General features: G+C 59.4%; 26 protein-coding genes, 2 tRNA genes and 1 pseudogene. 14 read left to right on the top strand and 15 right to left on the bottom strand.

Translation table 11 applies throughout. The annotated features are described in order from the left end of the window. The first annotated feature begins 2 nt into the window (after positions 1–2). Positions 3–617: a hypothetical protein gene (locus tag P3T24_RS25365; RefSeq protein ID WP_429438982.1), complete on the top strand. Its 615-nt coding sequence runs from the start codon at positions 3–5 to the stop codon at positions 615–617. A gap of 190 nt (positions 618–807) precedes the next feature. Here the strand turns inward: P3T24_RS25365 and P3T24_RS25360 are convergent, their stop codons facing one another. The 3 genes from P3T24_RS25360 to hemN all read right to left on the bottom strand — a co-directional run bounded on the left by P3T24_RS25360 (position 808) and on the right by hemN (position 3,762). Continuing rightward, a complete protein-coding gene (locus P3T24_RS25360; protein WP_429438980.1) occupies positions 808–2,025 on the bottom strand; it encodes a tyrosine-type recombinase/integrase in 1,218 nt (405 codons plus the stop codon). A 173-nt stretch (positions 2,026–2,198) separates the two neighbouring features. After that, a tRNA-Leu gene (locus P3T24_RS25355) sits at positions 2,199–2,283 on the bottom strand. A gap of 93 nt (positions 2,284–2,376) precedes the next feature. After that, positions 2,377–3,762, bottom strand: a complete 1,386-nt coding sequence (gene hemN, locus P3T24_RS25350; protein ID WP_429438977.1) for an oxygen-independent coproporphyrinogen III oxidase — start codon at positions 3,760–3,762, stop codon at positions 2,377–2,379. 233 nt (positions 3,763–3,995) lie between these two features. On the opposite strand from hemN, the gene P3T24_RS25345 reads away from it, so the two are divergent. From P3T24_RS25345 to P3T24_RS25335, 3 genes are all read left to right on the top strand, one after another. After that, positions 3,996–4,349, top strand: a complete 354-nt coding sequence (locus P3T24_RS25345; protein WP_074263583.1) for a YkgJ family cysteine cluster protein — start codon at positions 3,996–3,998, stop codon at positions 4,347–4,349. A 28-nt stretch (positions 4,350–4,377) separates the two neighbouring features. Next, positions 4,378–4,962 (top strand): DUF1439 domain-containing protein, encoded by a 585-nt coding sequence (locus P3T24_RS25340; RefSeq protein ID WP_074263584.1) that lies wholly within the window; start codon positions 4,378–4,380, stop codon positions 4,960–4,962. 92 nt (positions 4,963–5,054) lie between these two features. Next, a complete protein-coding gene (locus tag P3T24_RS25335; RefSeq protein ID WP_429438974.1) occupies positions 5,055–5,891 on the top strand; it encodes an undecaprenyl-diphosphate phosphatase in 837 nt (278 codons plus the stop codon). A 28-nt stretch (positions 5,892–5,919) separates the two neighbouring features. Here the strand turns inward: P3T24_RS25335 and trmB are convergent, their stop codons facing one another. After that, positions 5,920–6,705, bottom strand: a complete 786-nt coding sequence (gene trmB / locus P3T24_RS25330) for a tRNA (guanosine(46)-N7)-methyltransferase TrmB (RefSeq protein ID WP_429438972.1) — start codon at positions 6,703–6,705, stop codon at positions 5,920–5,922. Between the two features lie 759 nt (positions 6,706–7,464). Here trmB and P3T24_RS25325 point away from each other — a divergent pair. The 4 genes from P3T24_RS25325 (at position 7,465) to P3T24_RS25310 (ending at position 10,908) form a co-directional block, all read left to right on the top strand. Then, a complete protein-coding gene (locus tag P3T24_RS25325; RefSeq protein ID WP_429438969.1) occupies positions 7,465–7,746 on the top strand; it encodes a hypothetical protein in 282 nt (93 codons plus the stop codon). A gap of 126 nt (positions 7,747–7,872) precedes the next feature. Beyond that, positions 7,873–8,382, top strand: coding sequence for a hypothetical protein (locus P3T24_RS25320; protein WP_429438967.1), 510 nt, complete (start codon positions 7,873–7,875; stop codon positions 8,380–8,382). Between the two features lie 94 nt (positions 8,383–8,476). Continuing rightward, positions 8,477–10,249 carry an ATP-dependent nuclease gene (locus P3T24_RS25315; protein WP_429438965.1) on the top strand — a complete coding sequence of 591 codons (1,773 nt, stop codon included), beginning with the start codon at positions 8,477–8,479 and terminating at the stop codon, positions 10,247–10,249. Between the two features lie 155 nt (positions 10,250–10,404). After that, positions 10,405–10,908 (top strand): N-acetyltransferase family protein, encoded by a 504-nt coding sequence (locus P3T24_RS25310; protein WP_429438962.1) that lies wholly within the window; start codon positions 10,405–10,407, stop codon positions 10,906–10,908. 83 nt (positions 10,909–10,991) lie between these two features. Here the strand turns inward: P3T24_RS25310 and P3T24_RS25305 are convergent, their stop codons facing one another. The 3 genes and pseudogenes from P3T24_RS25305 to P3T24_RS25295 form a co-directional block, all read right to left on the bottom strand. Beyond that, positions 10,992–11,363 (bottom strand): hypothetical protein, encoded by a 372-nt coding sequence (locus P3T24_RS25305; RefSeq protein ID WP_429439415.1) that lies wholly within the window; start codon positions 11,361–11,363, stop codon positions 10,992–10,994. Between the two features lie 181 nt (positions 11,364–11,544). Continuing rightward, positions 11,545–11,682 (bottom strand): annotated as a pseudogene (locus P3T24_RS25300) (DUF6538 domain-containing protein); the annotation flags it as partial. Between the two features lie 119 nt (positions 11,683–11,801). Further along, positions 11,802–11,875 (bottom strand) — tRNA-Gly (locus P3T24_RS25295). Between the two features lie 686 nt (positions 11,876–12,561). Between P3T24_RS25295 and P3T24_RS25290 the strand changes: the two genes are divergently transcribed. After that, on the top strand, positions 12,562–13,443 hold the full coding sequence (locus tag P3T24_RS25290) for a hypothetical protein (protein ID WP_429438960.1): 882 nt from the start codon (positions 12,562–12,564) through the stop codon (positions 13,441–13,443). A gap of 140 nt (positions 13,444–13,583) precedes the next feature. Here P3T24_RS25290 and P3T24_RS25285 read toward each other — a convergent pair whose 3' ends face one another. The 3 genes from P3T24_RS25285 to P3T24_RS25275 all read right to left on the bottom strand — a co-directional run bounded on the left by P3T24_RS25285 (position 13,584) and on the right by P3T24_RS25275 (position 15,623). After that, on the bottom strand, positions 13,584–14,147 hold the full coding sequence (locus tag P3T24_RS25285; protein ID WP_074263588.1) for a YggT family protein: 564 nt from the start codon (positions 14,145–14,147) through the stop codon (positions 13,584–13,586). 139 nt (positions 14,148–14,286) lie between these two features. Beyond that, entirely contained in the window at positions 14,287–14,607 is a 321-nt protein-coding gene (locus P3T24_RS25280; protein WP_074263589.1) for an EthD family reductase, read from the bottom strand. Positions 14,608–14,684: 77 nt separating this feature from the next. Beyond that, a complete protein-coding gene (locus P3T24_RS25275) occupies positions 14,685–15,623 on the bottom strand; it encodes a Rossmann-like and DUF2520 domain-containing protein (protein WP_429438957.1) in 939 nt (312 codons plus the stop codon). A 251-nt stretch (positions 15,624–15,874) separates the two neighbouring features. Here P3T24_RS25275 and P3T24_RS25270 point away from each other — a divergent pair, with 251 nt between their 5' ends. From P3T24_RS25270 to P3T24_RS25260, 3 genes are all read left to right on the top strand, one after another. After that, positions 15,875–16,036: a hypothetical protein gene (locus P3T24_RS25270; protein ID WP_167379372.1), complete on the top strand. Its 162-nt coding sequence runs from the start codon at positions 15,875–15,877 to the stop codon at positions 16,034–16,036. A gap of 416 nt (positions 16,037–16,452) precedes the next feature. Continuing rightward, positions 16,453–16,752 (top strand): hypothetical protein, encoded by a 300-nt coding sequence (locus P3T24_RS25265; RefSeq protein ID WP_074263591.1) that lies wholly within the window; start codon positions 16,453–16,455, stop codon positions 16,750–16,752. A gap of 263 nt (positions 16,753–17,015) precedes the next feature. Continuing rightward, complete coding sequence (locus tag P3T24_RS25260; RefSeq protein ID WP_429438955.1) at positions 17,016–17,981, top strand: threo-3-hydroxy-L-aspartate ammonia-lyase; 966 nt, start codon at positions 17,016–17,018, stop codon at positions 17,979–17,981. A 90-nt stretch (positions 17,982–18,071) separates the two neighbouring features. On the opposite strand, the gene P3T24_RS25255 is transcribed toward P3T24_RS25260, so the two are convergent. Then, complete coding sequence (locus P3T24_RS25255; protein WP_429438952.1) at positions 18,072–19,640, bottom strand: UbiD family decarboxylase; 1,569 nt, start codon at positions 19,638–19,640, stop codon at positions 18,072–18,074. 584 nt (positions 19,641–20,224) lie between these two features. On the opposite strand from P3T24_RS25255, the gene P3T24_RS25250 reads away from it, so the two are divergent. After that, the gene (locus P3T24_RS25250; RefSeq protein WP_429438949.1) at positions 20,225–21,379 is read left to right on the top strand and encodes a transglycosylase SLT domain-containing protein; all 1,155 of its coding nucleotides are present in this window, start codon (positions 20,225–20,227) and stop codon (positions 21,377–21,379) included. Between the two features lie 82 nt (positions 21,380–21,461). Here P3T24_RS25250 and P3T24_RS25245 read toward each other — a convergent pair whose 3' ends face one another. From P3T24_RS25245 to ribBA, 4 genes are all read right to left on the bottom strand, one after another. Continuing rightward, complete coding sequence (locus tag P3T24_RS25245) at positions 21,462–22,649, bottom strand: pyridoxal phosphate-dependent aminotransferase (protein ID WP_429438946.1); 1,188 nt, start codon at positions 22,647–22,649, stop codon at positions 21,462–21,464. A 9-nt stretch (positions 22,650–22,658) separates the two neighbouring features. Continuing rightward, a complete protein-coding gene (gene nusB, locus P3T24_RS25240; protein ID WP_074263595.1) occupies positions 22,659–23,093 on the bottom strand; it encodes a transcription antitermination factor NusB in 435 nt (144 codons plus the stop codon). After that, positions 23,090–23,608: a 6,7-dimethyl-8-ribityllumazine synthase gene (ribH, locus tag P3T24_RS25235; protein WP_074263596.1), complete on the bottom strand. Its 519-nt coding sequence runs from the start codon at positions 23,606–23,608 to the stop codon at positions 23,090–23,092. The genes nusB and ribH overlap by 4 nt, the downstream gene beginning before the upstream one ends. A 75-nt stretch (positions 23,609–23,683) precedes the next feature. After that, positions 23,684–24,820: a bifunctional 3,4-dihydroxy-2-butanone-4-phosphate synthase/GTP cyclohydrolase II gene (gene ribBA, locus P3T24_RS25230; RefSeq protein ID WP_429438944.1), complete on the bottom strand. Its 1,137-nt coding sequence runs from the start codon at positions 24,818–24,820 to the stop codon at positions 23,684–23,686. A gap of 192 nt (positions 24,821–25,012) precedes the next feature. Between ribBA and P3T24_RS25225 the strand changes: the two genes are divergently transcribed. Next, the gene (locus P3T24_RS25225; RefSeq protein WP_429438941.1) at positions 25,013–25,777 is read left to right on the top strand and encodes a tetratricopeptide repeat protein; all 765 of its coding nucleotides are present in this window, start codon (positions 25,013–25,015) and stop codon (positions 25,775–25,777) included. Positions 25,778–25,907 lie beyond the last annotated feature (130 nt).

Raw genomic sequence — 25,907 nt, 5'->3', positions numbered from 1 at the left:
ACTTGAAGATTTCCGAGCATATAAAGCTTTCCATTGACGCCAGCGACCGAAAGGAGCTGGATCAAGCGATGTTGCACGCATGCTTGGCCGTCGATGGCACGGCTAAGAAAACCTACCCGAACATCAACAAAGTTGGCGAGCGTTATCGCAAGTTCGTCAATGAGCATTTGGATATCATCGAACTAATGTTTGGAGGGATGAACTTGGAAGAAACGCTATTCCCGTTCAAAGATTCGAAGGGGAATATTGGGATCAAATTCGCTGACATCGTCTACGAGAAATTTCGTTGCAACCTAGCCCACGGAGACGAACTCCCCGATGGCTTCGGAGTATCGGTGCAAATTGCGGACGGTCATCAGCAGTTTCTGATCGACTTCAAAAATCAGTCGATGACCCTGCCGCAGAGCGCCATCTATGGCCTCGGCCTTATCTGCGTCTTGGCCCCGGCAAACGCCGATCAAAAAATCGGCAACAACCTGTATCACTACCGCGACCAGATCAACACCTATGTAATAGATCGGTGGTGGGGAAAAGTCGACTGCGCTCGCAAGATCATGGACTTCGAGACGCCGATCAGGGTGAAGATGGACTTCAAGAACGTCTGGCCGACTAGTTAGGATTTGGACAGCGCTCCGCTCAGTGCTCGAAGATGAATTCAACCGTTTACGTCCCGACAAACTCTAAGCGTCCGCGATGAACAAAAGATCGTCCGTTGACAAAAATCGGTTCAGCCGTCCTTGTGCCGATGTCGTTACGTGACGTGGAATATATGCCAGTTGCTGCTGGCACAACCCGATTCGTGTCGGCTCAGCTTGCCGCAACGCTGAGTGGAATAATCTCCGCGCCAACTTTTTGCCGCTCTAGGTAATCCGCCCACGATTGCATCATCAGGCGGCGTTCCTTGATGAACTTTGTACGGTTGTACGCGGCCCCAAGGTTGTCCGGTACTGCATGCGCCAGTTGATGTTCGATGACTTCCGGCTTTTGCTCTAGTTCTTCATGCAGGATGGTGCGCGCCATCGCCCGAAAGCCGTGACCGGTGATTTCGGTCCGTGTGTCATAACCGAGGCGGCGGAGTGCCGCGTTAATCGCCGCGTCGCTCATCGGCCTATCGACGGAACGGCCACCTGGGAAAACATAGCGACCTCGTCCCGTCAAGGCTTGTAGTTCACGTAAAATCGCAACGGCTTGTGTCGAGAGCGGCACTAGGTGTTCCGTCTTGGTTTTGCTGACGAGATAGCGCCACTCACCCTTGTCGAGGTCGAACTGGTTCCATTCTGCTTTCCGAAGTTCGCCAGGACGAACGAACAGCATTGGCGCGAGCTTGAGCGCGCAGTGCACCGGAAAAGTACCGCTGAACCCGTCGAACGCACGTAGCATTTCGCCGACCTTTTTCGGATCGGTAATGGCGGCAAAGTGGGTTCCGACTGCCGGTGGAATCGCGCCGATCAAATCTTTGGCCGGATCGCTTTCTGCCTTACCTTCCTTAATAGCGTAGCGGAAAACGCGGCTGATCTCACTGCGGACCCGATGGGCCGTAAAGCGCGCACCACGTTTATCGATCCGTTTGAGCACCAACAGAATCTCTGGGGCGTCAATTTCCTTGATGGGACGCTTGCCGAGCCACGGGAATACATCGTTTTCTAGGCGCGCCGAGGTTTTTTCATGCTGGGCGATTTCGACGGTGGACTTGCGTTCTTCCAGCCAATCGAGTGCCACCGCTTTAAAGGTATTGTCGGCGTTCAACTTGGCGGAGCGCTTTTCGATTTTCTTCGCCTCGCTCGGGTCAAAACCAGCCGCGACTTTCGCCCGTGCTTTGTCGCGCTTTTGGCGAGCTGCCGCCAGTGAGACGTCGGGGTACACCCCGAGCGCGAGCAGCTTTTCCTTGCCGGTAAAGCGGTACTTGTATCGCCAGTACTTGTGCCCGGTCGGCGTGATCAGCAAGAACAAACCGCCACCGTCGAACAGCTTTTTAGCTTTGGGTTGTGGTTTAGCGCTCCTGAGCGCGGTATCGGTGAGGGCCAAGGGGGTATCTCCTTCCTGTCGGAGCCTCAAAGCGAGGACATACCCCAATTTGTACCCCCGAATACCCCCGGCTCTCAACAGATTCGACCGGAATCTTCAGGAACAGAAATTCCCTCCGAGCCTCGATTTATCGGGTTTCTTGCGACTTGTCGGGAATTGCTAGGAAGATTTGTTGGTGCCCAGGGCCGGACTCGAACCGGCACGCCTTGCGGCGGGGGATTTTGAGTCCCCTGCGTCTACCTGTTTCACCACCTGGGCTTGTCTTGCGACACGTGCGCAAAGGATGCGCGCGGCGGGAAACGCAGATTATGGCCGAAATTGCCGTTCCGGGCAAGTTGCGCGCCGACCGCCTCAAACCGTCCGCGAGAACCGCTCCAAGGTCTGTTGACCGAGATACCGGTCGAACACCATCGCTATGTTGCGCACGAGCATCCGCCCGGCCGTCAGCACTTCGAGCTTGCCACCGCTCAATAACACCAGGCCGTCCTCCGCGAACCCGCGCAGACGTTCCAACTGCGGCGCGAACGTCTCGGCGAAGCGGATGCCATACGCAGTCTCGAAGTCATTGAAACGCAGTTCGAGATTGCACATCAGTTGCGTGATGATGTCGCGGCGCAGGCGGTCGTCGGCGGTCAGGCGCACCCCGCGCGTGAGCGCGAGGCGTCCGGCGTCGATTGCGGCGTCGTAGTCTGCCAGGTCTTTGGCGTTCTGCGCGTAGACATCCCCCACCTTGCCGATGGACGACGCCCCGAAGCCGATCAGATCGCATTCCGCGCGCGTGCTATAGCCCTGGAAATTGCGATGCAAGCTGCGCTGGGCTTGCGCGATAGCCAACTCGTCGGTAGGCAAGGCAAAGTGGTCCATGCCGATGTACACATATCCCGCACCCGTCAAACGCTCGACAACCAGCTTGAGAATCGCGAGCCGCACTGCCGGCGAGGGCAGCGCCTCAGCGTCCATCTGGCGCTGCATCTTGAAGATCTGCGGCATGTGTGCATAGCCGAACACCGACAGCCGATCCGGCGTGAGAGCAAGCATGGTATCGAGCGTGCGGCTGAAACTGTCGACTGTCTGATGCGGCAAGCCGTAGATCAGATCGACGCCGATCGAATGAAAACCGACGGCGCGTGCGGCTTGCATCACCGATGCGGTCATCTCGAGCGGCTGGATACGATTGATAGCCTGCTGGACCACCGGATCGAAATCCTGCACACCGAGACTTAGCCGGTTAAAGCCGAGTTTGCGCAGATGGGCGATGGTTTCGGCGGAGGCTTCGCGCGGATCGACTTCGATCGAAAACTCGCCCTGCGAGTCCGGGGTCAACGAGAAATGCTGGCGGGTGGCCGCCATCAGTTCGCTCATCTCGTCGTGCGACAAAAACGTTGGCGTGCCGCCGCCCCAATGCAGTTGTGAAACCGGCCGTGCGGTATCGAAGCAGGCCGCCTGCAAGGCGAGCTCACGCTTGAGCCGCTCGAGGTAAGGACGGGCACGCGCCCGGTTTTTCGTCGCAATCTTGTTGCAGCCGCAATAGAAGCACACGGTGTCGCAGAAGGGGATGTGGAAGTACAACGAGAGATCCGTCGCCGACGCGCCCGGATCAGCCGCGGCACGCAGATAGTCGGCGTGATCGAAATCGTCGCGGAACTGAAGTGCGGTTGGATAGGACGTATACCGTGGGCCGTTTGCGCTGTATCTGGCGAGCAGATCGGGACGGAAGAGGGTGTCGGCGGTGGTCATGGGCGGCTCGGTGGACGCCACGCCGGGAAGTACGGAGACACCTGTGTGCCGGCAAGACCGGTGGAACGGGACAGGCGCCTCTCGAGCGTGGCCTTGTGTAGCGGTCCAGTTTACGGGAGCACTTCAGCTAGGCCTTGTGTAATAAGGTCGCACGCCGCTCAATGGCACAATGCAGGGTTGGCGTGCCGCAAGCGCGCGTTCAGTAGGTTGTTGGGCGTTTCAGGAAGAGTCTGGTGACTGTCGTCGAATCTCCGTTCAATGTAGCCGGTCATGCGTGCCGCCCAGATTGCGGGGCGTGCTGTATTGCGCCGTCGATCTCGAGCCCGATCCCGGGCATGCCGCACGGCAAGCCGGCGGGCGTGCGTTGCATCCAGCTCGGCGACGATCTGCGTTGTGCGATCTTCGGCGAGCCTGAACGGCCAGCGTGCTGCTCCGGTCTGCAACCGCAGGGCGAGATGTGCGGCACGACGCGTACCGAAGCGCTCGCCTGGCTCACCCAGCTCGAAACGCTGACGCAACCCGCCCTGCCATCCGATCCCCGCAACGGGGCTGTTTCAACCGCAACCCGTTGCATGGGAATGGCGTAAGAGCTTTGCATTGGACCGGAGAACCTGCATGACCCAACCCGTTGCGCCGACCCGGCGCGGATTTCTGCTCATGGCCGCTGCGGCGGTGGGCATCACTGTGTCGCTGGCGGCTTGCGCGGCCTCGACGTTTCCGTTCATCCCGTCGCACTACACGTTCTCGCAGCAGCAGGTGCAAGAGGCCGTGCAGCGCAAATTTCCTTATCAGCGCACCATCTCGCAGGTGTTCCAGGTTCAGCTGGCCAACCCGGTGGTCGGCTTCCTGCCGGATGCCAACCGCGTCTCGATCCGGCTCGATGCGCACCTCGCCAGCCCGTTCCTGCAGGAACCGGTGGATGGCGTCTTCACGTTGTCTAGCGAACTGGCCTATGACGAAGCCAGCAAGTCCGTGGTGCTGAAATCGCCGAATGTGGATAGCGTGAACGTGAGCGGTGGGGCGCAGGCCTACACGCAGCAGATCAATGCCGCCGCCGCGCTGCTAGCGACGCAGTTGCTGAACAACTATCCCATCTACACCTTCAAGCCGGACCAGTTGCAATTTGCCGGCGTGAACTACGAACCCGGTACAATCACCATCCTTACAAACGGCATACGCGTGCAGATCGTCGAGAAATGACGCGCGCGCGGCCGCCAGGGCCGCCGTGCGCCGCTTGTTTCCGTGCGCCTTGCAAGCCCTGATTCGACAACTGTTGGCGATGAGGGGGGTAGATGGACTGGTTACTCGCTTGCAAGGCTTTGATACTCGGCATCGTCGAAGGCCTGACCGAGTTTTTGCCGGTATCGAGCACCGGCCATCTGATCGTCGTGGGCAGCCTGCTCGATTTCACCGGCGAGCATGCCAAAACCTTCGATGTCGTGATCCAGCTAGGAGCGATTCTGGCGGTGTGCTGGGAGTATCGGCGGCGGATCGGCGATGTTCTGACGGGTTTGCCGGCGAGTCCCGACGCGCGCCGCTTCGTGCTCAACGTGATTATCGCGACCATTCCTGCGGTCTTACTCGGCTTGCTGTTCGAAAAGGCGATCAAGGATGCGCTGTTTTCACCTGTGCCGGTCGCGTTCGCGCTGGTGGTGGGCGGCGTGATTATCCTGTGGGCCGAAGGGCGGCAGCGCACACGCGATGCCGTGCCACCGCGCGTGCAGTCGGTCGACGCGCTGACCTCTCTCGATGCCCTCAAAGTAGGCCTTGCTCAGTGCTTCGCGCTCATACCGGGGATGTCGCGCTCGGGCTCGACCATTATCGGCGGCATGCTGTTCGGTCTCGAACGGCGGGTGGCGACCGAGTTCTCTTTTTTCCTTGCGATGCCGATTATTTTCGGCGCGACGGCGTATGAACTGGTCAAGAGCTGGCATCTGCTGTCGGCAAATGCGTTGGGGATGTTCACGCTTGGTTTTGTCGCCGCGTTTGTGAGCGCCTTCGTATGCGTGCGCTGGTTGCTGCGCTACATCGCGGCCCATGATTTCACGGTGTTCGCGTGGTATCGGATCGCGTTCGGTTTGCTGATCCTGGTCGCAGGATACAGCGACCAGCTGGACTGGGCTGAGTGACGGCTGTTCGCTGGCTTTAGCCTGCGTTTCAGCTGCCCCTGCGCCGCTTGAACACCAGATCCCAGACACCGTGACCAAGCCGCAGGCCGCGGCGCTCGAATTTCGTCACCGGACGATAGTCGGGGCGCGGCGCGTAGCCGTCGGCGGTGTTTTCGAGCGCTGGTTCTGCGCCGAGCACTTCGAGCATCTGCTCGGCGTAGTTTTGCCAGTCAGTGGCGCAGTGCAGATACGCGCCTGGCTTCAGACGCGAGACGAGCAGCGCGACGAACTTCGGTTGAATCAGCCTGCGCTTATGATGACGCGCCTTGTGCCACGGATCCGGGAAAAAGATGTGCACGCCGTCGAGACTTTCCGGCGCGATCATCTGTTCGAGCACTTCAACCGCATCGTGCTGGATGATGCGGATATTCGACAGTTGCTGCTCGCCCATCAGCTTGAGCAAGGCGCCGACACCAGGTTCGTGGACCTCGACGCCGAGGAAATCGTCGTCTGGGCGATGCGCGGCGATTTCGGCCGTGGTCGCGCCCATGCCGAAACCGATTTCCAGCACGCGTGCGGCTTCGCGGCCGAACACCGCGTTCCAGTCGGGCTGCTGCGGTGCGTACGGAATCACAAAGCGCGGACCGAATTCGTCCATTGCACGACGCTGACCGGTCGAGACGCGCCCCGCGCGGGTGACGAAGCTGCGGATGCGGCGCAAACGCAGCGCTTCGTTCGAGCCGGTCGCGTCGCCCGCCGTGCCTTCAGCCGAAGTTGCGGAGGGTTCCTGGTTCGCTTCGCCGGGCAGGTCGGCTTGGTTCGGATCGTGGGTCATCTTCGATGGCTACAACGGTAGCGGCAAGGTCAAGGCGGTATGGGCGGCGTTGCGTGCACCGGAAGGCGCGACTGCATCGATAGCCGGCAGTGACCGCCGTCCCGTCAGTACGGCCAGTACAAAAAAGCCGCCTTCGTGGAGGCGGCTCTCGTGCTGGAATTCCGCTGAGGGTCAGCTGAATGTGGAGCGGGCGATGGGAGAGTAACCCATTCGACCCAAAAACCTTTATGAATCAACAGCTACAGCGCTTCGTCTGCACAAAAAATAGGCAAAAAGTGTGAGTAATAGTCCTGCGTTGCAAGGGTGGGTAGGGTAGCACAACCCAAAACCCATCGTCCAGAGCGGCTTCCGAAGCGCCAGGTTTTCGCTTGCCGAGTAAAAATTACCAATGCATTTTGCATATCGTTCACTCCGAGTAGTAAAAACTTTCTAAGTCTGACAAATCGCAGTACATTAGTGCGCAATAGTTGCCGACGCTGCATACCGATCTTGGGGGAGCCGGCTTACTCGGATTGCTGATTGAACTTGGCCTTGTAACTACCGGAATAGTCGGCATCCCCTCGGGTAAAACATCCCAGCTACCTCGTAACTTTCAAAACGTAGCCGCCTGCGTTTTGTTTTGTGAACGTGGTGGATGCACATGTTGCCTACGGAGCGTCTATCTGAACGCCTGTGTATAGGCGATGGGACGCCACGAGGTCACTTGGTGCTTTATGCGCTATGCGTGGCGATGGTTTTCGTTAGAAGCTGGGGAATAATATGGCCGAGAAACTGTACAAGGCATATGTAAAGACGCTTGATCACCCACATGTGCTGGAGATGATTGTGTCAGCGCCGAGCGAAGAAGCCGCTGCCACGAAAGCCTTGGGCCATGTCAAAGAGGCTAATCCAGAGAAAGGTAGATCGCTCGCGGAGTCCCAAAAAAATTCAGTTGTACTTGCGGTCAAGGCGGCGGGGAAGAATGGCTGCATCGTGACGAACAAACTCCCACTTGTAGTTTTTGAGAAAATTTCTAAGTCGATCAAGAAGGCTCCCGAATAAACCGGTGAACTCGTCGCGAATGGAAGTAGATTGATCTAAGAAATTTCGCCCGATCTCATGCAGAGATTGACGGACTAAATCACGTACTTATCTGACAATATCGAATCGCACGCATTAGGGAAATGAATGAAAGACAACGAACTTCGGGCGTTGGTGCTTGAGAAACTTTATGAGTACCGACACCTTGATCGATTCCACCAGTGGACAAACGATGATCTGTCCGCCCTCGGCATCCAATCTAACGTTCTCTTCGCAATTTGCGATCAGCTTTCTGATCATAGTCTAGTCGAATGGAAATCAATTCGAACGTTGGGTGGGACAGAGGGTGGGATGGTTCGGATAACCGCGCATGGGGTTGATGTTGTTGAACGCACGAGCAGTTCTAGCATTTCTATTTCGTTCGATCACAGTCAGCACATCAACGTCCATTCGTCATCCAATGTGCAGATCGGCGACCACAACTCGATATCCATAGTGAATGAACTGGAAAAATTGGTCGGACTCGTCAAAGACTCGGGGGCAACGTTAGAGGAAAAGCAGGGGGCACTCTCGAAATTAGCGGCATTCCTGAATTCGCCCGCTGTGTCCGCGGTCCTCGGTGGTGCGGTTGGCAGCTTGGTAGCAATGCTTAAATAAACACCCGATTTTTTGCCTGCCATCGCTGCGACTCAGGTTGTCGCTGATTGTAGGGCGTGGAACGTGTGGAAATAGTTCGGAGACGGAGTGACCTATGGCACGAGCGGCGAAGAAAGATGCAGGCAATGACACCATCTCGTTAATCCCCGATGACCCGAATGTTCCACGGCCGAGGCTGCACAAGCTAATCATCAAAAATTTCCGTGCTATCGGCGCTCAACCGGTTGTGATCGAGCTTGATGAGATTGTTGTGTTAGTTGGCCCGAATAACTCCGGCAAGAGTTCGATCCTGCGCGCTTACGACTTGGTGATGAAACAAGGGTCGAACGAAGGCAAGCTCGAAACGGAAGACTTTCCGAATGGCATTGTGGATAACGCTGCACTACCGGAAATCGAGCTTCAAACGATCGTTTTCGATAAGGCACCAGGCGACAGGTGGATAGGCGCGACCGAAGACGGTGAAATGCTCATCCGTGAAAAGTGGACGTGGAGTAGTCCAAATGTCCAGCCGAAGCGCCAAGGTTTTGATGTTCAGAAAGGCGACTGGGACGACCAGGTACCTTGGGGGGCACCTGCTGTTGCGAATTCGCGTCGGCCGCTTCCGCATCGAATCGAAGCGTTTGCGTCTCCGGAAATTCAGGCGAGCGAGATTTCAAACTTGCTGATGGGGATCTTGAAAGATCGTATCAAGACCCACAAAACTGGGGGCGAAGGACAGGAGAAGTCCGACTACGACCAGTTGATGGAATCGATCTCTAACTTGCAGAAGAATGTCGTTGAATCCACGAAGGCAGAAATTGATGTAGTGGAAGGGCAGGTGTCGGCCCTATTGGAAAAGGTTTTTCCGAAATACCGCATCAAGTTGGATGCGAAACCCGAGGTCGATCCGGAGAAGACATATACGCCATTTAAAGCATCCGCTGACTTGCTGATGGGACCGCAAGACGGCTACTTCTCCAAAGTTTCCCAACAGGGCAGCGGTGCTAGGCGCACACTCTTGTGGACTGCCCTAAAATTCGTTTCCGAAACGAAGACTCCAAACGATGGTGGTACTCGACCTCACGTGCTTTTGCTGGATGAGCCTGAAATCTGTCTGCATCCTTCGGCTATCCGTGAAGCCCGGACAGTTCTGTACGACCTTCCGAAGACCAAGACGTGGCAGGTAATGATTACGACCCACTCGCCAGTGTTCATCGACCTTTCCAGAGATAACACGACTATCGTCCGCGTTGAACGGGCACAAGATAACGCAATTCACGGAGTCACGCTCTACCGACCAAATCGCTCAAAACTTGATGATGACGACAAGAGGAATTTGAAGGCATTAAACGTATGTGATCCGTACGTGAATGAATTCTTCTTTGGTGGCCGCGTTGTGATTGTTGAAGGAGACACCGAATACACAGCATTTTCGCTTGTCCGAGACCTCTTTCCTGAGAAGTACAGGGATCTGCACGTGATCCGTGCCCGAGGAAAGGGTATCATCGCGACAATTGCCAAGATTCTTAATCAATTCTCGTCGTCTTATGCCATCTTGCACGATTCCGATCAACCGGAAACGGACAAGGGCGACAAGAATCCAGCATGGGGCATGAATTCCGGAATTCTGAGCGCCGTCAACAGCGCCTCGGATTCCAGCGCCATTCGCCTTGTCGCATGCATCGAAAACTTCGAAGCGGCGATGTTCGAAAAGGCGGCCACGAGTGACAAGCCATACAACGCGCTTGTGCGCATCCGTGATGACGAGGCGTTGCAGACGAAGGTTTGTGGGCTGCTTGATGCACTTTTAGACTCAAATCTGCCTGTGCCCGACGGCTGTATCCGTTGGAATGCACTTGAACAGCTTGAGGCTGGTGTCGCAAAATAAGCGCTTGGCTAGAGCGCTTGATCTCTGCGATTACAGTACCAGACTGCAACATAGTTAATTTATAAAGAAGCAGGGAATAGGAAATTTCTGTCGATAGCTGAACGCGAATTGCTACACATCACCAAATAGATGTGAAGAGAAGCCAAGTAATTACAATGAAAGCCATTATCCGTGACGCAACACTGGACGACCTGCCGTTTCTAGTTGGACAATTTGACGAAGGGGTCTCAGGTGGCCATTTTGCTGGGCAGCCCGGGGTGCCGACCGCGAGAATATGGCATGAGTGGTTGGCGAAGGGCTTCATGGTGCGAAAATGCTTTCGGCCTGATGGGTCTTCTATCATTGAGCAGGTCCGAATAGCTACGTCTATAGCTGAAGCGGACGGAAAGCCTGTTGGCTTTTTGCTTACGTCACCAGAAACACCTGCTGATACGTCGGCAATCGAGATCTATGTGCTGAGTGTACTCAGATCAGCGCGCCGGCAAGGCGTGGCATCTGCGCTCATTCGAACCGAGGAGGAGCGGCATGTGGCCGGGACGTCGTTTTATGCCAGGTGCTATCCGAAATCAACGTGGGCAATCGCTTTTCTTCAAAAGCACGGATATCGTGTAGAGCGAATTTCCCCAGGCTCTGGAATGCACTACCTACGAAAGCCGTAATCAGAGAGGCCCAGTTGGATGAGTCGCAGCTTGCTATCGCGAGGGGATAGTGCACGCCAAGAAACGCCAGTGCGTGTTTTTCGTCAATTGCTAAGGGCTCTACCGGCATTCAATGCGTTGATTTGCTCCTGATACGCTCGGTCGTTGGCTTGACGTATGAGTTCACGCTCCTGTGCTTCCAGTTGCGCAATCTGCTGCTTGATCTTAGCGGCTCCTTCGATGTCACCTTTGGCCGCTGCTTCAATGAGGGAGCCTTGAAGATTGCCGATGGCGAGATTGATGGAGGTGAGATCGGTGCTGTGTGTGGTTGGAACGCTTCCTGATGGCTTCGAGGCGGCCTGAGACGCTTGTGCTGGTGTCGATGCGAACCTCTGCAATCTTCGCTTTGAAGGGCTGTATGGCGTTTTTGGCCCCAGTGTCGGCGATGTCCTTTTTAACGAGAATGTCACCAGCACCGTTGAACTGCACGCGCTCAACATTCCTCCCCATAAGCACAGATTCGATGTTCTTCGCAGTGTACGTGCCTTGCTTCATGCCCATGTCGGGGTGAAGTCTTTCCTTCGTTATGCGCCTCGCCAATGCTCCCGCGTAGACTGAGCGATCGGTTGACGGATTCGCTTTCGGTCGGAGTGCTAGGGCAAAGTCCTTCGTCTTGAGCGACTGATAGACGCTTACCTTCCCGAGCCGTTCCGCAAGGATAGCCGGAAGTTTGTACCGGAAGAAATATCCACCCGATTTCCTGTCACGGTGTAGCCGTGGTGTCTTGATAGGCAAGGAAGGCTCCTAGCGCCTATTTTGGGACAGGTGTGGGTAGCTGGTGTGAGTAAAAGGTGTGGGTACGACCACTTCTGGCCGAATGGCAGAGCCTTATGGGACAAGGCTCCGAGCCATTTTGGAGCGGGCGATGGGAATCGAACCCACGGCTCTAGCTTGGGAAGCTAGGGTATTACCATTATACGACGCCCGCAGAGCGCGCTATTTTACGCGGGTTTGGGGTGTTTAGGCAAATGCGGGGCGGTAGGGTGACGGGCGCGTGGATCCCATCCGAGCCTGGTGGCCGCAAGAATTAGCCGGAAATTCAAAGTCTTAACGCGGTACTTCGAGAATTATCCAAATGAGATCTATCACCGCTCCCGAATCCGTATCAATTCGTTTTGCTAAATGAATATCCCGCTAGCGCAAGCACTATTATGCCAAATGATTAATCTTGAAGCTAACGAGCTAATTTATCTGAGGCACTAACTGATTGCCGTCTTTCAGTCAAGCATGACAGGCGCACTACATCCGAAAAGTCAAATATCTACCTAAAGCGCATAGATATATGCGTCGATGAACAAGCAAGCCCCCGAGCGCCGCAGATCGACGCGCTAGCCCCTATCCATAAGCGCTCACCATTCCGCGTCACCCAATCCACGTTCACCCAGATTCGCAGAAAAATACTCGCATCGTAACTAAAGATCGCGAAAACCGTGCCGTATACATCTTCAGCACCCTTTCAAAAAATTACATGGATCCGTTTGAAGAAACCTGTCAAGCAGATCGAGAAGTAATTCCGAGAGCACGTGCTAGCAGGAAAAATCGAGGTCAAATCTAACTAATGGCGTGAGATTGTGGACGTGAGAGCCCGTGCTCGCCTGGATAAAACAAACAGATATGAAAAACAAACCACTATTGGCGTTGTCTCTTGTTGCATCGCTTGTTCTGACCGCTTGCGGGGGCGGTGGGGGTTCCGGTTCGTCGACGACGCCTGCCGCGACCAGTGCTTCATCACCTTCGGCGGCCAGCGCGCCGGTCGCCAGCGCTCCGGTGGCGGCATCGACGCCCACCGTCAACGGCGAAACGCTGCCAAGTCTGACGAGCCCGCAAGCCGGCTCGACCGCGGCAACCGGCAACGGTCTGCAGGGGATCTGGACGGCGAACGCGAGCGGCGACAAAACCACCGCCTTCATCGATGCGCAAAACAACATTTCGTATCTGAGCACGGTTCTCACGCTCCCCGTGTCGCAGTTCTTCGGCGTCATCTCGCCGACCAGCACGACGTGGACGTTGACCTCGGGCGTCCAGTTTCTGCAACCCTTCTTCTACGCGACCACCTCGGGCTCGGGGACGTTCACGGGCAATCAGGCATTCAGTGGCAGCTTTGTCGCTAACAGCAGCACGGTCAATCTGTCGTGGACCTACGATCCCGCGAACGCTCTCGCTGTGACGCAGGCATCCGTAGTGGGGACGTGGGCAGAGACCAACTCCTCGATCACGGTCGATAGCAGCGGCGCCGTCACCGGCACGTTGAGCAGCTGCCCGGTCACCGGCACGCTGCTGCTGACGAGTGCAGGCTCGAGTCAGAATCTCTACTCGTTGAGCCTCACGACCGGCACGGCCGCAGCGTGCGCAACTCCGGGCAAGACGCTTTCGGGCAACGCGGCGATTGTGTTTCTGCCGATCTCGGGCAGCACGTTGTACGCGCGCTCGATCCTCTACGTGATCCACTCGTCGGACAACTCGGCCGTCGCCTACGGTCAGGTGTCGCCGCAATAAAAGCAGCATGAAATAACGCCGCCGCCGTCGCGTCAGACAGGCGGCGGCGCTCGCCTTATCGGGACCGCTCGCGGCTACCGGTTCTGAGGTCTACACATGCAGAGGCGGACGCGGCCAACAACCGCGCCCGCACTCGCCGCTCAGATCACGAAATACGTTAGTTGCACAGCGGCTCGCGTCACGACCATCAACAGCACCTGCACGATCACGAACAACAGGATCGGCGACAGGTCGATGCCGCCCAGGTTTGGCACCACGCGGCGCAACGGATTCAGAAATGGCGCGGTGAGCTGAAACAGAATCGGCATTGCCGGCGAGCGCGGGTTGAGCCACGACAGCAGCGCCATCAGGATCGTCAGCCAGATGATCAGGTTGAGCCCCCACTTGATCACCGTCAGCAGTGCGACGATCAGCAGCGTGGGCCACAGCGCGAGCGGATCGACGCCGGTCACGGCCACCATCAGCATCACATACACGACCGCTGCGATCAGCGCGGCGAGAATGCTCGCCCAATCGATGCGGCGGGTACTGGGCACGATCCGGCGCAGCGGCAGCACGATCCAGTTGGTGGCATGCATGACGGCGTTCGAGACCGGGTTGTACGGCGGCAGACGGACGACCTGCAGCCATGCGCGCAACAGCAATGCCGCGCCGAACAACGTGAAAACGGTATTGAGCAGAAAACGGGCGATATCGCCGAACATCTCGTGTCCTTTCCTTCAGGGTAGCGGCCGGTGCGAACCGGCCGCCGGGCGTCGGCACGCCGCTATGGACGCGCCGACGTGTTTATCAGTTTGCATACTGCGAGCTGGCGCGGCCGAGACCGGGCCACACCGCGATGAGTTACACCGTTACCTTGATTTCGCTGATCAGGATCGAGCCGTTGCCGCCGTCGGTGTAGTTCGGAATGTCGGCGAGCAGTGTTTCGGACGCTGGCTTGAATACCGTATAGAACGCCTCGAGCGTATCGAACAGAAAATGCCCAGCTGCGACGAAGGGTGGCGGCGTGCCCGGCGGCCCGGCGTTGATGCCGGCGTCGACGGACCAGCCTTTGAGTGCCGCGCCGAACAGCTTCGCGGCCAGCGGCATGTGCGTGCCGCAGTAGTAGTCCATGTCGAAGCGGCCGTTTTCTCGATACGGATAGAGGATGCTGACCTTGATCATTATGTGTTCTCGTCGGTTGGTCCCGGTGCGAGGCGCTGGCGGATTGCGCGCTGCGCCGGACGTCACATTATCACGGCTTAGTTGACGCTAGTACCAGCCGGCGCCTGATTCAGCGACCGTCCGAGCGATTCTTCAACGGCGTCGGCAATTGAGTCGATGGCAGCCGGCGGCGTAGCCCGGCGCCGCGCGAGTGCAATCGCGCGCCGGCTCATCAGGCCGTACAGCGCCGCATGGTCGCCGCCGAGCGTTTCGAACAGTTCGAGCTGCTTGCGCACGACGCCCGCATCGCCGCGTGACACGGGGCCGGCGAGGGCGCCCGGCAAGCCCTTTTCACGGGCCGTTTGGATCGTGCCGGCCAGCATCGGCAGGAGCGCGCGCAGCGCGTCGTCCTCCGCGAAGCCGAGGGTGCGCCACAGGGCGACGCATTCGGCGAGGCCGCACAAGGCGAAGCTGGCAGCGTAGTGGGCGGCGCCGTGGTAAAGCATGCGCGTGCCCGGTGGAATCGACAGTGGGTGGCAGCGCAACGCCAGCGCGAGCGCAGTCAGCGCGTCTTTCAGTGCGCCGTCGGCCTCGATGGTCACCGAGCAGCCAGCGATGCGCTCGATATCTGCGAGATCGCCGCTAAACAGGTAGAGTGGGTGAAAACCACCTATCGACGCACCCTGCGCCCCGGCTGCCGCGAGCAGATCCACCGGCGAGGCGCCACTGCAATGCACCAGCGCGCGCACGCGCCCAGCGGCTTGCGGCGCGCAATCAAAGCGCAAAGTGTTCGCCGTCGAACCGATGCTGTCGTCGGGAACGGTTAAAAAGACGATATCGGCGGCGTCGACAACCTCTTGGGGGCTGTCGTACGCCGCGCACTGGTCGATCTGGGCGGCGAGCTGGCGTGCTGATTGAGGCGTGCGGCTGGCCACCGCGGTGACCGCATAGCCGGCGCGGGCGAAGCCGAGCGCAAGGCAGCGCGCAAGGCGCCCTGCGCCGATGAAGCCGAGACGCGGCATGGACGGCTGGGACATGGTTACTGCTCCGGACGGCACGATGAACGGAAAGCTGGAGTATCGCGCATTCAATTGTCGCTCGCGAGACGGCGGGGTGGCGGTGCACTGCGCGAAACCTTTCCTCAGATTAAATTTCGTGCCATATGGTTTGGCCGGCGGCACATTTGCCCGCGCGACCCCTGCAGGCCCGGAAACTGCTCACAATGAATTTGGTCGATGAAGTGAGGGGTTGGAGTTTTCTGTCTCGCAGTCTGATTCGGGAGGTCACCATGAGCATCTTTTCTTACCGAAAGCACTTGCGGTTCTTGACTCATTCGCAGCGGCGCCGCTGGTGGGATCAAAAAAAGCGCCTGACGCCACGTGTCAAAATCAGCGGTGCCTATGTGCCGCCGAATGTCATACGCGAATTTACCTACGTCAAGGTGGGTTAAAGATTTGTCCCTATGTGTAAAAAATGCCCGGCCATGAGCCGGGCATTTTCGTTTTCTGAGCGGCGATGCGCGTTGAGCGGATATGCGTTTGGTTTCGGTCAGCCTTCAACCCGAACGTGATTGAAGTGAATTTGTAATTAAAGATTACCGCTGCCGGGGATTTCCCAGACTGCTGGCCGGTAAAAGTGGAGTTTGCCGATGGGTGATCCGGCGCAAACCCTTGGTTTCCGAGATGTTGCGGGCAGGGTGTGCAAGAGTGTTCACGCGTTTACCCGTTGCGGCGAATTACGGCTCGTCTACACCGATTGCAATTTGCAACAAATGCGAACAGCTATGCGGGTCCTTTTTCGATACATTCAATTCCATAGCATGCATGTCATGCGACACGGTCATCCGGCCGCGCTTGGAGAAGAAAAGTGAAAAAGATCATTCCGCTTGTTGTTGCCGCTGCGCTTGGTGTTGGCTTTGCCTCTGCTGCCGAGGCGCATGTGTCCGTTGGTATCGGGATCGGCATTCCGGTGGCTCCGGCCTATCCGGTTTATGCGGCGCCGCCGCCGGTGTACTACGCACCGCCGCCCGTCTATGCTCCGCCGCCGGTCGTTGTGGTGGGTGGTGGCTACGGCTACTACGGTCACCCGTACTACCATCGTGGATACTACGGGCGTGGTTATTATGGTCACGGCGGCTACGGCCACGGTGGCTATCACCACTATTGATAAACGCGCTCGCGGGATGCGTCGCAGTTTGACTTCGACGTAGTTCGTGGCTCAAATGTTTATCGAAGGTCGGTGAAACGGCTAAACGGCGTGATGCAGGCTCGGTTGCCTGCATCACGCCGTTTTCATTTGAGCGGCGCTACGCCTATTTTGCGAATTCGTTGGACATCCGGCGAGGCGCTGACGTCGCCCTCGTGCATTCCATAGTGCGGCTGAAGCTGGGAGAATGCCTGCTTATTTCACCGCTCTGGAGTGTCCCGCCAATGCAAGTGCTTCCCGCTCCCACGTATGTCGATGTCGTCGATGCCGCTGCGCGTCTCGAGGGCGTCGCGCATCGCACGCCGGTTCTGACGTCCACCACGGCCAACGAACGGACCGGTGCGTCGATTTTCTTCAAATGCGAAAATTTTCAGCGCATGGGTGCGTTCAAGTTTCGCGGTGCCTATAACGCGATCTCGCACTTCGACTACATGCAGCGGGACGCTGGCGTCGTGACGTTTTCGTCGGGCAATCACGCTCAGGCGATTGCACTGTCGGCACGTCTCGCGGGAATCCACGCAACGATTCTCATGCCGCACGACGCGCCTGCGGCGAAGGTCGCCGCCACCCAGGGCTACGGCGGCGAAGTGATCATTTACGACCGCTATAAAGAGAATCGCGAAGAGATCGGCCGGCGCCTCGCGAAAGAGCGCGGCATGACACTGATCCCGCCGTACGATCATCCGCATGTCATCGCGGGGCAGGGCACGGCGGCGAAAGAACTGTTCGAGGAAACCGGTCCGCTCGATCTGCTGTTTGTGTGTCTCGGCGGCGGCGGATTGCTTTCCGGCAGCGCGCTCGCGGCAGCCGAGTTGAGTCCGCAATGCAAGGTGATCGGCGTCGAGCCGGAGGCCGGCAACGATGGCCAGCAATCGTTGGCGCGCGGCGAGATCGTGCACATCGACGTGCCGCAAACCATCGCCGATGGCGCCGCGACTCCACACCTGGGCGCTTACACGTTCCCGATCATCCAGCGTCTGGCGGAGCAGATTGTGACGGTGACGGATGCGCAACTGGTCGAGACGATGCGCTTTTTCGCGCAGCGCATGAAGATCGTTACCGAGCCGACGGGTTGCCTCGCCGCGGCCGCCGTGATGAACGGCATTGTCCCGGTGAAGGGCAAGCGGGTTGGCGTGCTGATCAGCGGCGGCAATGTGGATCTGGCGCGCCTCGCGCAGTTTCTTGCGTGAGCTAAGGACCAAAGCTAAGGCCGCAAGTTACGGACTTAAGTAATTGACCCAGGCCACGCACCTAATTCACGGTCCGACGAGCGCACCTAACTACAGACCCAGTTCGCCCCACAACGTGTCGATACGCTGCTTCACCGCAGCGTCCATCTCGATGGGGCGGCCCCACTCTCGATCAGTTTCGCCCGGCCATTTGTTGGTGGCGTCGAGACCCATCTTCGAACCGAGTCCCGCCACCGGCGAGGCGAAATCCAGATAGTCGATCGGTGTGCGATCCACCAGCACCGTATCGCGCACCGGATCGATACGCGTCGTGATGGCCCAGATCACCTCTTTCCAGTCGCGGATATTCACGTCCTCGTCGACCACGACGATGAACTTCGTGTACATGAATTGTCGCAAGAAACTCCACACGCCGAACATCACCCGTTTGGCATGGCCGGGGTAACTTTTCTTCATCTGCACGATGGCCATCCGGTAGCTGCAGCCCTCGGGCGGGAGATAGAAGTCGGTGATTTCGGCGAACTGCTTCTGCAGCAACGGCACGAACACTTCATTGAGTGCGACGCCGAGCACGGCCGGTTCATCGGGCGGTTTGCCGGTGTAGGTGGAGTGGTAGATTGCGTCGCGTCGCATCGTGATGCGCTCGACGGTGAACACGGGGAACCACTCCTGTTCGTTGTAGTAGCCAGTGTGATCGCCGTAGGGACCTTCGAGCGCGTGTTCATAGGTAGCGCTCGCACCTTTCGAGGGCCGCGGCGGCGCACCTGCGGGAGCCGGCGCAGGCGCGCCTTCCTGCGGATAGATAAACCCTTCCAGAACGATCTCCGCGCGCGCCGGCACTTGCAGCGTGTCGACGCCGGGCGTGATGCACTTCGCGAGCTCGGTGCGGCCGCCACGCAGCAGGCCGGCGAACTGGTATTCCGAGAGCGTATCGGGCACCGGCGTGACCGCGCCGAGGATGGTGGCCGGATCGGCGCCGAGCACGACAGCGACCGGATACGGTTTGCCGGGATTCTGCAGCGCGAACTCGCGAAAATCGAGCGCGCCGCCGCGATGCGCAAGCCAGCGCATGATGAGTTTGTTACGCCCGATCAGCTGCTGGCGATAAATGCCTAGATTTTGGCGGCTCTTGTTTGGGCCGCGCGTAACGGTCAGTCCCCAGGTGATCAGCGGGCCGGCGTCTCCCGGCCAGCAGGTCTGAATCGGCAGCTTTGCGAGATCCACATCGGCGCCTTCCCAGACGATTTCCTGGCAAGGCGGGCTGCTTACAGTCTTCGGCGCCATGTCCCAAACTGCCTTGGCGAGCGAGAACAGTTTGCCGGCGTCCCTGAGGCCCTTGGGCGGCTCCGGCTCCTTGAGGGCGGAGAGCAGACGCCCGACGTCACGCAGCGACTCCAGTGCCGCGCTATCGCCGTCCTGTTCGCCTGAGTCGATGCCCATGCCAAGCGCAACCCGCCGCGGCGTGCCGAACAGGTTGCCGAGCACCGGGAACGCATGGCTTTGCCGGCTCTCAAACAACAACGCCGGGCCGCCGGCGCGCAGCACGCGGTCGCACAGTTCGGTCATTTCCAGGACGGGCGAAACGTTTTGCGGGATACGGCGCAACTCGCCTAGCGTTTCGAGACGGCCGACGAAGTCGCGCAGGTCTTTGTATTTCATCTGGTCGGGATTGGGGCCGCGCAGCGCGGCGGGAAAGTGGGGCGCGACAGGCAATCGCCGCGCGGGATCGATTGTCGATTTTACCTGCGTTGGTTACCGTACGTTGCGGACCGAAAACTGTAACTGACCCAAGAGGCGCGCAGCGCGCGGCTTTCCACACGCTGAACACTGTTCGTTATTACAATTAGTTATACATTTGCCTGTCTATAGTGTTGACGATCTATTAAACCCTGCTAGAATCCGGTCACATTGGTTGCAGGGCGTGAACCTTTTTACCTCCGCCCCCGGTCCTTACGACGCAACGCGTCACCGCTTACCGACCCCCCTGCACGGTATTTGACGGTCTTTTTTGCAGTCCTCGCCAGCGCAATCTGACGCTGGTTTTTCGCGTGGGAGCCTCTGCGTGCGTGTTTTTTAAGCACGGCGCCGAGCAGTTTCGAGATGGCTCCCCACCGACGGTTTATGCCGTATTCCCGACGCCGCAGCTGCCCTAACCAGAGCACGCGACGTCTTGACTCTGCGAACGTGATTTGATGCCGGCTCGACCGGTGGGGTTCGCAGAGCATGCAAGATGGGAGATCTGAATGAACGCCTGGTTATCGTGGCGTCCCGACGAACGACTTGCGCAAGGCTTACGCGCAGTCTTACGTCGCGGTACGCGTATGAGTCATCATCTGTTCAGCATTGTTGGCGGTTCCGCCATCCTGCTGGCAGTCGCGCTGTGGCTGATGCCGACCTGGCGCGGCACCCTGGCCGCAAAGTTGATGCCGGTCATTTCCGCTGCTGTGCAGGCCGGCCCCGCCCGTCTGTTGCAGGGCAATCCGCTACCGTCGTTCGCACCCTCCGGGGTGTCGTCGTCCGACGAGTCGCTGTCTGCCAATTCCGTTGGCGGCGACGTCAGCAACGGCGCTACGAGCAGCAACACAAGCTATGACGGAGCCTTTGACGGCAGTGGCACCAGCGGCCTCAGCGTCGCAGCTGTCAACACGCTCGACCCGCATTCCGTGCAAAGCATCAGCGCGCTGGCGCACCTGATTCCTTCGCAACGCGTTGCCGCTGACGCACGTGACGACCGCGTGCTGGTCTCGACGCGCGAGCAGGATCTGGTGGCGAACTACCTGGCGCGGCGCTATCACGTCGCCCAGGAACCGGTCAGCGAACTCGTGAAGGCTGCGTTCGATACCGGCCGTGAAGTCGGCCTCGACCCGCTGCTGCTGCTCTCCGTGATGGCGATCGAATCGGGTTTCAACCCGTATGCCGAAAGCGGTGTAGGCGCGCAGGGTCTGATGCAGGTGATGTCGAAGGTACATTCGGACAAATTCCAGTATTTCGGCGGCCAGAGTGCCGCACTCGATCCGTTCGCCAACATCAAGGTTGGGGCGCTCGTGCTGAAGGATTGCATTGCACGCGGCGGTTCACTGCCGGGTGGGCTGCGTCTCTACGTAGGCTCTAGCACCCAGGACGACGGTGGCTACGGCGCGAAGGTTGTAGCTGAGCGCGGCCGTCTGCGTGACGTGGCGCGCGGCCGCAAGGTGCCGATCAACGCACCGCAAGCGCCGGTTACGACGACCGCGTCAGTGACGCCGGCGCCGGCTGCGGGAGCCGCTCCGGCCAAGCGTGTTCAGGTGACGCTCGATGCAGCGCATCCGTTGACTGCCACGACGCCGGTGAAGGCCCCCGAGCAGGATGACGCCGAGACTGCGACCAAGCATGCAGCGTCGCCGGAGCTGGGCGCCTGAAGTCGTAAAAGCAAAGCAGGACCAAAAGGAAAGGCACCCGAGGGTGCCTTTTTTTATGGTCTGACGCTGACGCTGGGCAGAATCAAAAGAATCCGCGCAGGCGCTCGACCGCCTCTTCGAGCTTCGAATACGCCGTGGCGTAAGACAGTCGGATATACGAGCGCGGCGCGTGATTGCCGAAATCCATCCCCGGCACCAGCACGACGCCTGCGTCGTGCAGCATGGCTTTGGTGAGTGCCGCGCTGTCGCCAGCTGCAGCGTGGGTCACATGAGTGCAATCCGCGTAGACGTAGAACGCGCCGTCCGGCATCACCGGCACTGAGAAGCCGAGCGTTTCGAGCGCCGGGACGATGAAGTCGCGCCTGCGCTTGAACTCAAGGCGGCGTGCTTCGTAGATTGCCAGGGTGTCCGGTTCGAAGCAGGCGAGTGCCGCGTGCTGGGCCAGCGCCGACGCACAGATAAACAGGTTTTGCGCGAGCTTCTCGAACGCCCCCACCAGCGACGGCGGCACGACGAGCCAGCCGAGACGCCAGCCGGTCATGTTGAAGTACTTCGAGAAACTGTTGACGGTGATCACATCGTCGCCGTACGACAACGCCGAAACCGGCGGCGCGCCGTAGCTCAGGCCCTGATAGATCTCGTCGACAATCGTGAAGCCGCCGTGCGCACGAACCGCTTCGACGATGCGCTTCAATTCCGCGGGCTCGATAGACGTGCCGGTGGGATTGGACGGCGACGCCAGCAGCACACCGCGCGTCCGTTCGTTCCATAGGCTTTCGACGTCAGCTGCGGTCAACTGGAAGCGCTCCGCAGGACCGCTCGGCACCAACACGGGTTTGCCTTCCATGGCGGCAACAAAGTGCCGGTTGCACGGATAGCACGGATCGGGCATCAGCACTTCATCGTCGCGGTCGACCAGCGCCGCGCACGCCAGCAGCAATGCAGCCGAAGCGCCCGCGGTGACCACGATGCGCGCCGGATCGACGCTGATGCCATAGGCCTGCGCATAATGCCCGGCGATCGCCTCGCGCAGCGAGTGCAGGCCAAGCGCGCTGGTGTATTGCGTGACGCCACGGCGCATCGCGTTCGCGGCCGCTTCGATGACCGGCTCGGGCGCAGTGAAATCGGGCTCGCCGATTCCCATATGGATGATGTTGCGTCCTTCGCGCTCCAGCAGGGCGGCTTCTTTCGCCAGCTCCATCACATAGAAAGGCTGGATGGCGTCGACGCGTGCAGCAAGCCGCACCAGTGGTTCGGTCACGGAGTTCATACAGGCATCTTATTGCTTGCGGTTGGCCTGGGTTTCGGCAACGCGCAACTGCGCCGACAGCTTGTCCAGCACGCCGTTGACGTACTTGTAGCCGTCCGCGCCACCAAACGTCTTGGCGAGTTCGACGGCCTCGTTGATCACAACCCGGTACGGAATATCGACGTGATTCTTCAGCTCATACGCTGCGACGAGCAGCACCGCGCGCTCGACCGGCGAGAGCTGATCGATGGGGCGGTCGAGGCACGGCGTGAGGTCGGCCGACAGCGCTTCCGAGTCGCGGATCACGCCGTGCAGCAGCGCGTTCAGATGCTCGAGGTCGGCCTTGTCGAATCCTTGCGCGCCGCGCAGCTGCGCGTCGATCTCGCCGCCGGGCGCGCCCGACAGCAGCCACTGATACAGCCCCTGCGTGGCCAGTTCGCGGGAACGTCGGCGAGCGCTCTTCATGCCTGTGCCTCTTCGTCGTCCTCGTCTTCTTCCTCGTCGTCATCGTCGCCGCCGAGCTGTTCGAGCGCGACCGCGAGGTTCGCCATTTCGACGGCCACGCGTGCAGCGTCGCGACCCTTTTCGGTCATGCGTGCGACCGCCTGCTCGTCGGTTTCGGTCGTCAGCACGGCGTTCGCCACCGGGATGCCGAAGTCGAGGCCGACGCGCGTGATGCCGGCGCCGCTTTCGTTCGACACCAGTTCGAAGTGGTATGTCTCGCCGCGAATCACCGCGCCGAGCGCGATCAGTGCGTCGAATTGCGCGCTTTCAGCGAGCTTTTGCAGCGCCAGCGGGATTTCCAGTGCGCCGGGCACCGTGACGAGCAGTACGTCTTCGCCGGTAACGCCAAGGCGCTCGAGTTCTTCGATGCATGCATCCGCGAGGCCATTGCAGACGGGCTCGTTAAAGCGCGCCTGGACGATGCCGATACGCAGTCCGTCGCCGTCGAGGTTCGGTTGGTATTGTCCGATTTCCATAGTGAGTCCGTAGTGTGTTTGAGTGAGCGCCAGGGCGCGTGAATGGTCGGATCAGGCTTGCGTTGCGAGTGCCGGTCAGGGCGTCTGCGGCGCCTGGGAAGGGCAGCCCGGCATCGGCACGAAGCCTGTGACTTCGAGACCGTAGCCCGACATGCTGCCCAGCTTGCGCGGGTTCGACAGCACCTGCATCTTGCCGACACCGAGCTCGCGCAAAATCTGCGCGCCGATGCCGTAGGTTTTGAAGTCGACCGGACGGCGCTTGAGCGCATCGGCCTTGTCCTTCGAATCGAACGCCTTGAAGACGTCGATCAGATGATCTTTTGAGTCGCCGCAGTTCAGCAGCACGACCACGCCGAGATCACGTTGGGCGATCTCTTTCATCGCGGCGTCGAGCGTCCACGAGTGGGTCGACGCGCCGACTTCGAGCAGATCCAGCACCGATAGCGGCTCGTGCACCCGCACGGGCGTTTCCTGGTCCGGCGTGGGCTTGCCGCGCACCAGCGCGATATGCGGCTGGCCGCTCGGCTGGTCGAGGTACATCACCGCGCGGAACGGGCCGTGCGCGGTCTGCATGGTGCGCTCGCAGATGCGCTCGACGATCGATTCCGTGCGGCTGCGGTAATGGATCAGATCGGCGATCGTGCCGATTTTCAGGTTGTGTTCGTCCGCGAACGCGATCAGGTCCGGCAGGCGCGCCATCGTGCCGTCGTCCTTGATGATCTCGCAGATCACCGCGGCGGGCGTCAGCCCCGCGAGCGCCGTGAAATCGCAGCCGGCCTCGGTATGGCCGGCGCGCACCAGCACGCCGCCGGGCTGGGCCATGATCGGAAACACGTGACCAGGCTGAACGATATGCTCGGGCCGTGCGTCGTGCGCGACGGCGGCGAGGATCGTGCGGGCCCGGTCGGCCGCCGAAATGCCCGTGGTGACGCCTTCAGCCGCTTCGATGCTGACCGTGAAGGCCGTGCCGTACTGGGTGCCGTTGCGATATGTCATCAGCGGCAGGTTCAGCTGCTTGCAGCGCTCCTGCGTCAGCGTCAGGCAGACGAGGCCGCGACCGTAGCGGGCCATGAAGTTGATCGCTTCCGGCGTGACGAATTCGGCCGCAATCACGAGGTCGCCCTCGTTTTCGCGGTCTTCTTCGTCGACGAGTATCACCATCCGGCCGGCTTTCAGTTCGGCGATGATCTCAAGGGTGGAGGCGAGCGTCATGGTGGCGAGAATTTCGGGAAAGCGCGTATTTTACGCCACGCGCGGGTCCGCGTCGTTGCGGCGAATGGGATAGTCCGTTTGGCGGGTGGCGGCACGGGCCGAAAGGTGCTGTGAAGCGGCGAGCCTGGTCGGGACATTGCCCGCGCCGTCTTAGGTAGACTGTGGTCTTAACTCGTCACAAGTCGAATCAACATGTCATTTTTCGGAATTGGTATTCACGTCATCATTGCGCTGTTTTTTGCTGTGCATGTGGTGCGCACTAACCAGAATATGTATTGGCTGTTGCTGCTGTTCGCCTTCCCGCTGCTCGGCAGCCTGGTGTATCTCTTTGCGATCTATCTGCCAAGCCTGCGCCAGTCGCGCAGCGGCCGGGCCGCTACGCGCGCCATTTCGCAACTGGTGGATCCCAATCGCGCGGTGCGCGAGGCGCGCGATAACTTCGATCGTGCGCCTACCGTCGAGCATCGGATGCGGCTTGGTGCGGCGTTGCTGGAGGCCGGACAGCCCGGCGAGGCACTGCAGCACTATCAGGCTGCGGCGAGCGGTCCGTTTGCCACGGATCCCGCGCTGTTATTGGGCATGGCAAAGGCGCAATTCTCAGTTGGCCAGCATGCGGCGGCGGACTCCAGCCTCGCGCGGCTGTTCGAAGCCAATCCGCAGGCGCGTCAGCAGCCCGAACCGGCGTTGCTCTATGCGCGGACCCTCGCTGCGCTTGATGCACCCGGCACGCGCGCAGCGTTCGAGCAATCGCTGGCCTGTGCAAGCGATGCGGCGCCGCGATGTCTGTTTGCCGACTGGCTGGTAAAGCAAGGCGATCAGGCGGATCGTCAACGGGCCATGAGCCTGTACGCAGATATTGCGCAGGACGCAAGGCACTGGCCGAGGCATGCGAAGGAGCACAACCGCGAATGGTTGCAGCGCGCCCAGGCCGCGTTGGCTGCGGCGCCCTCACGGTGATAACGAGAGGGCGCCGGCTAGCAGGATCAGCCGGGGACCAAAAATAAATGGACACCGTCGTGGCAACGTCGCCAAGGGTGTCCATGTCCAGGTACTGACAAAGCCAGGCCTGGTATCAGCTTGTTCAGAC

This window comes from Paraburkholderia sp. GAS33 (assembly GCF_050436645.1).
Taxonomy (GTDB): domain Bacteria; phylum Pseudomonadota; class Gammaproteobacteria; order Burkholderiales; family Burkholderiaceae; genus Paraburkholderia; species Paraburkholderia phenazinium_B.
This window is presented reverse-complemented; position numbering and strand designations above follow the sequence as displayed.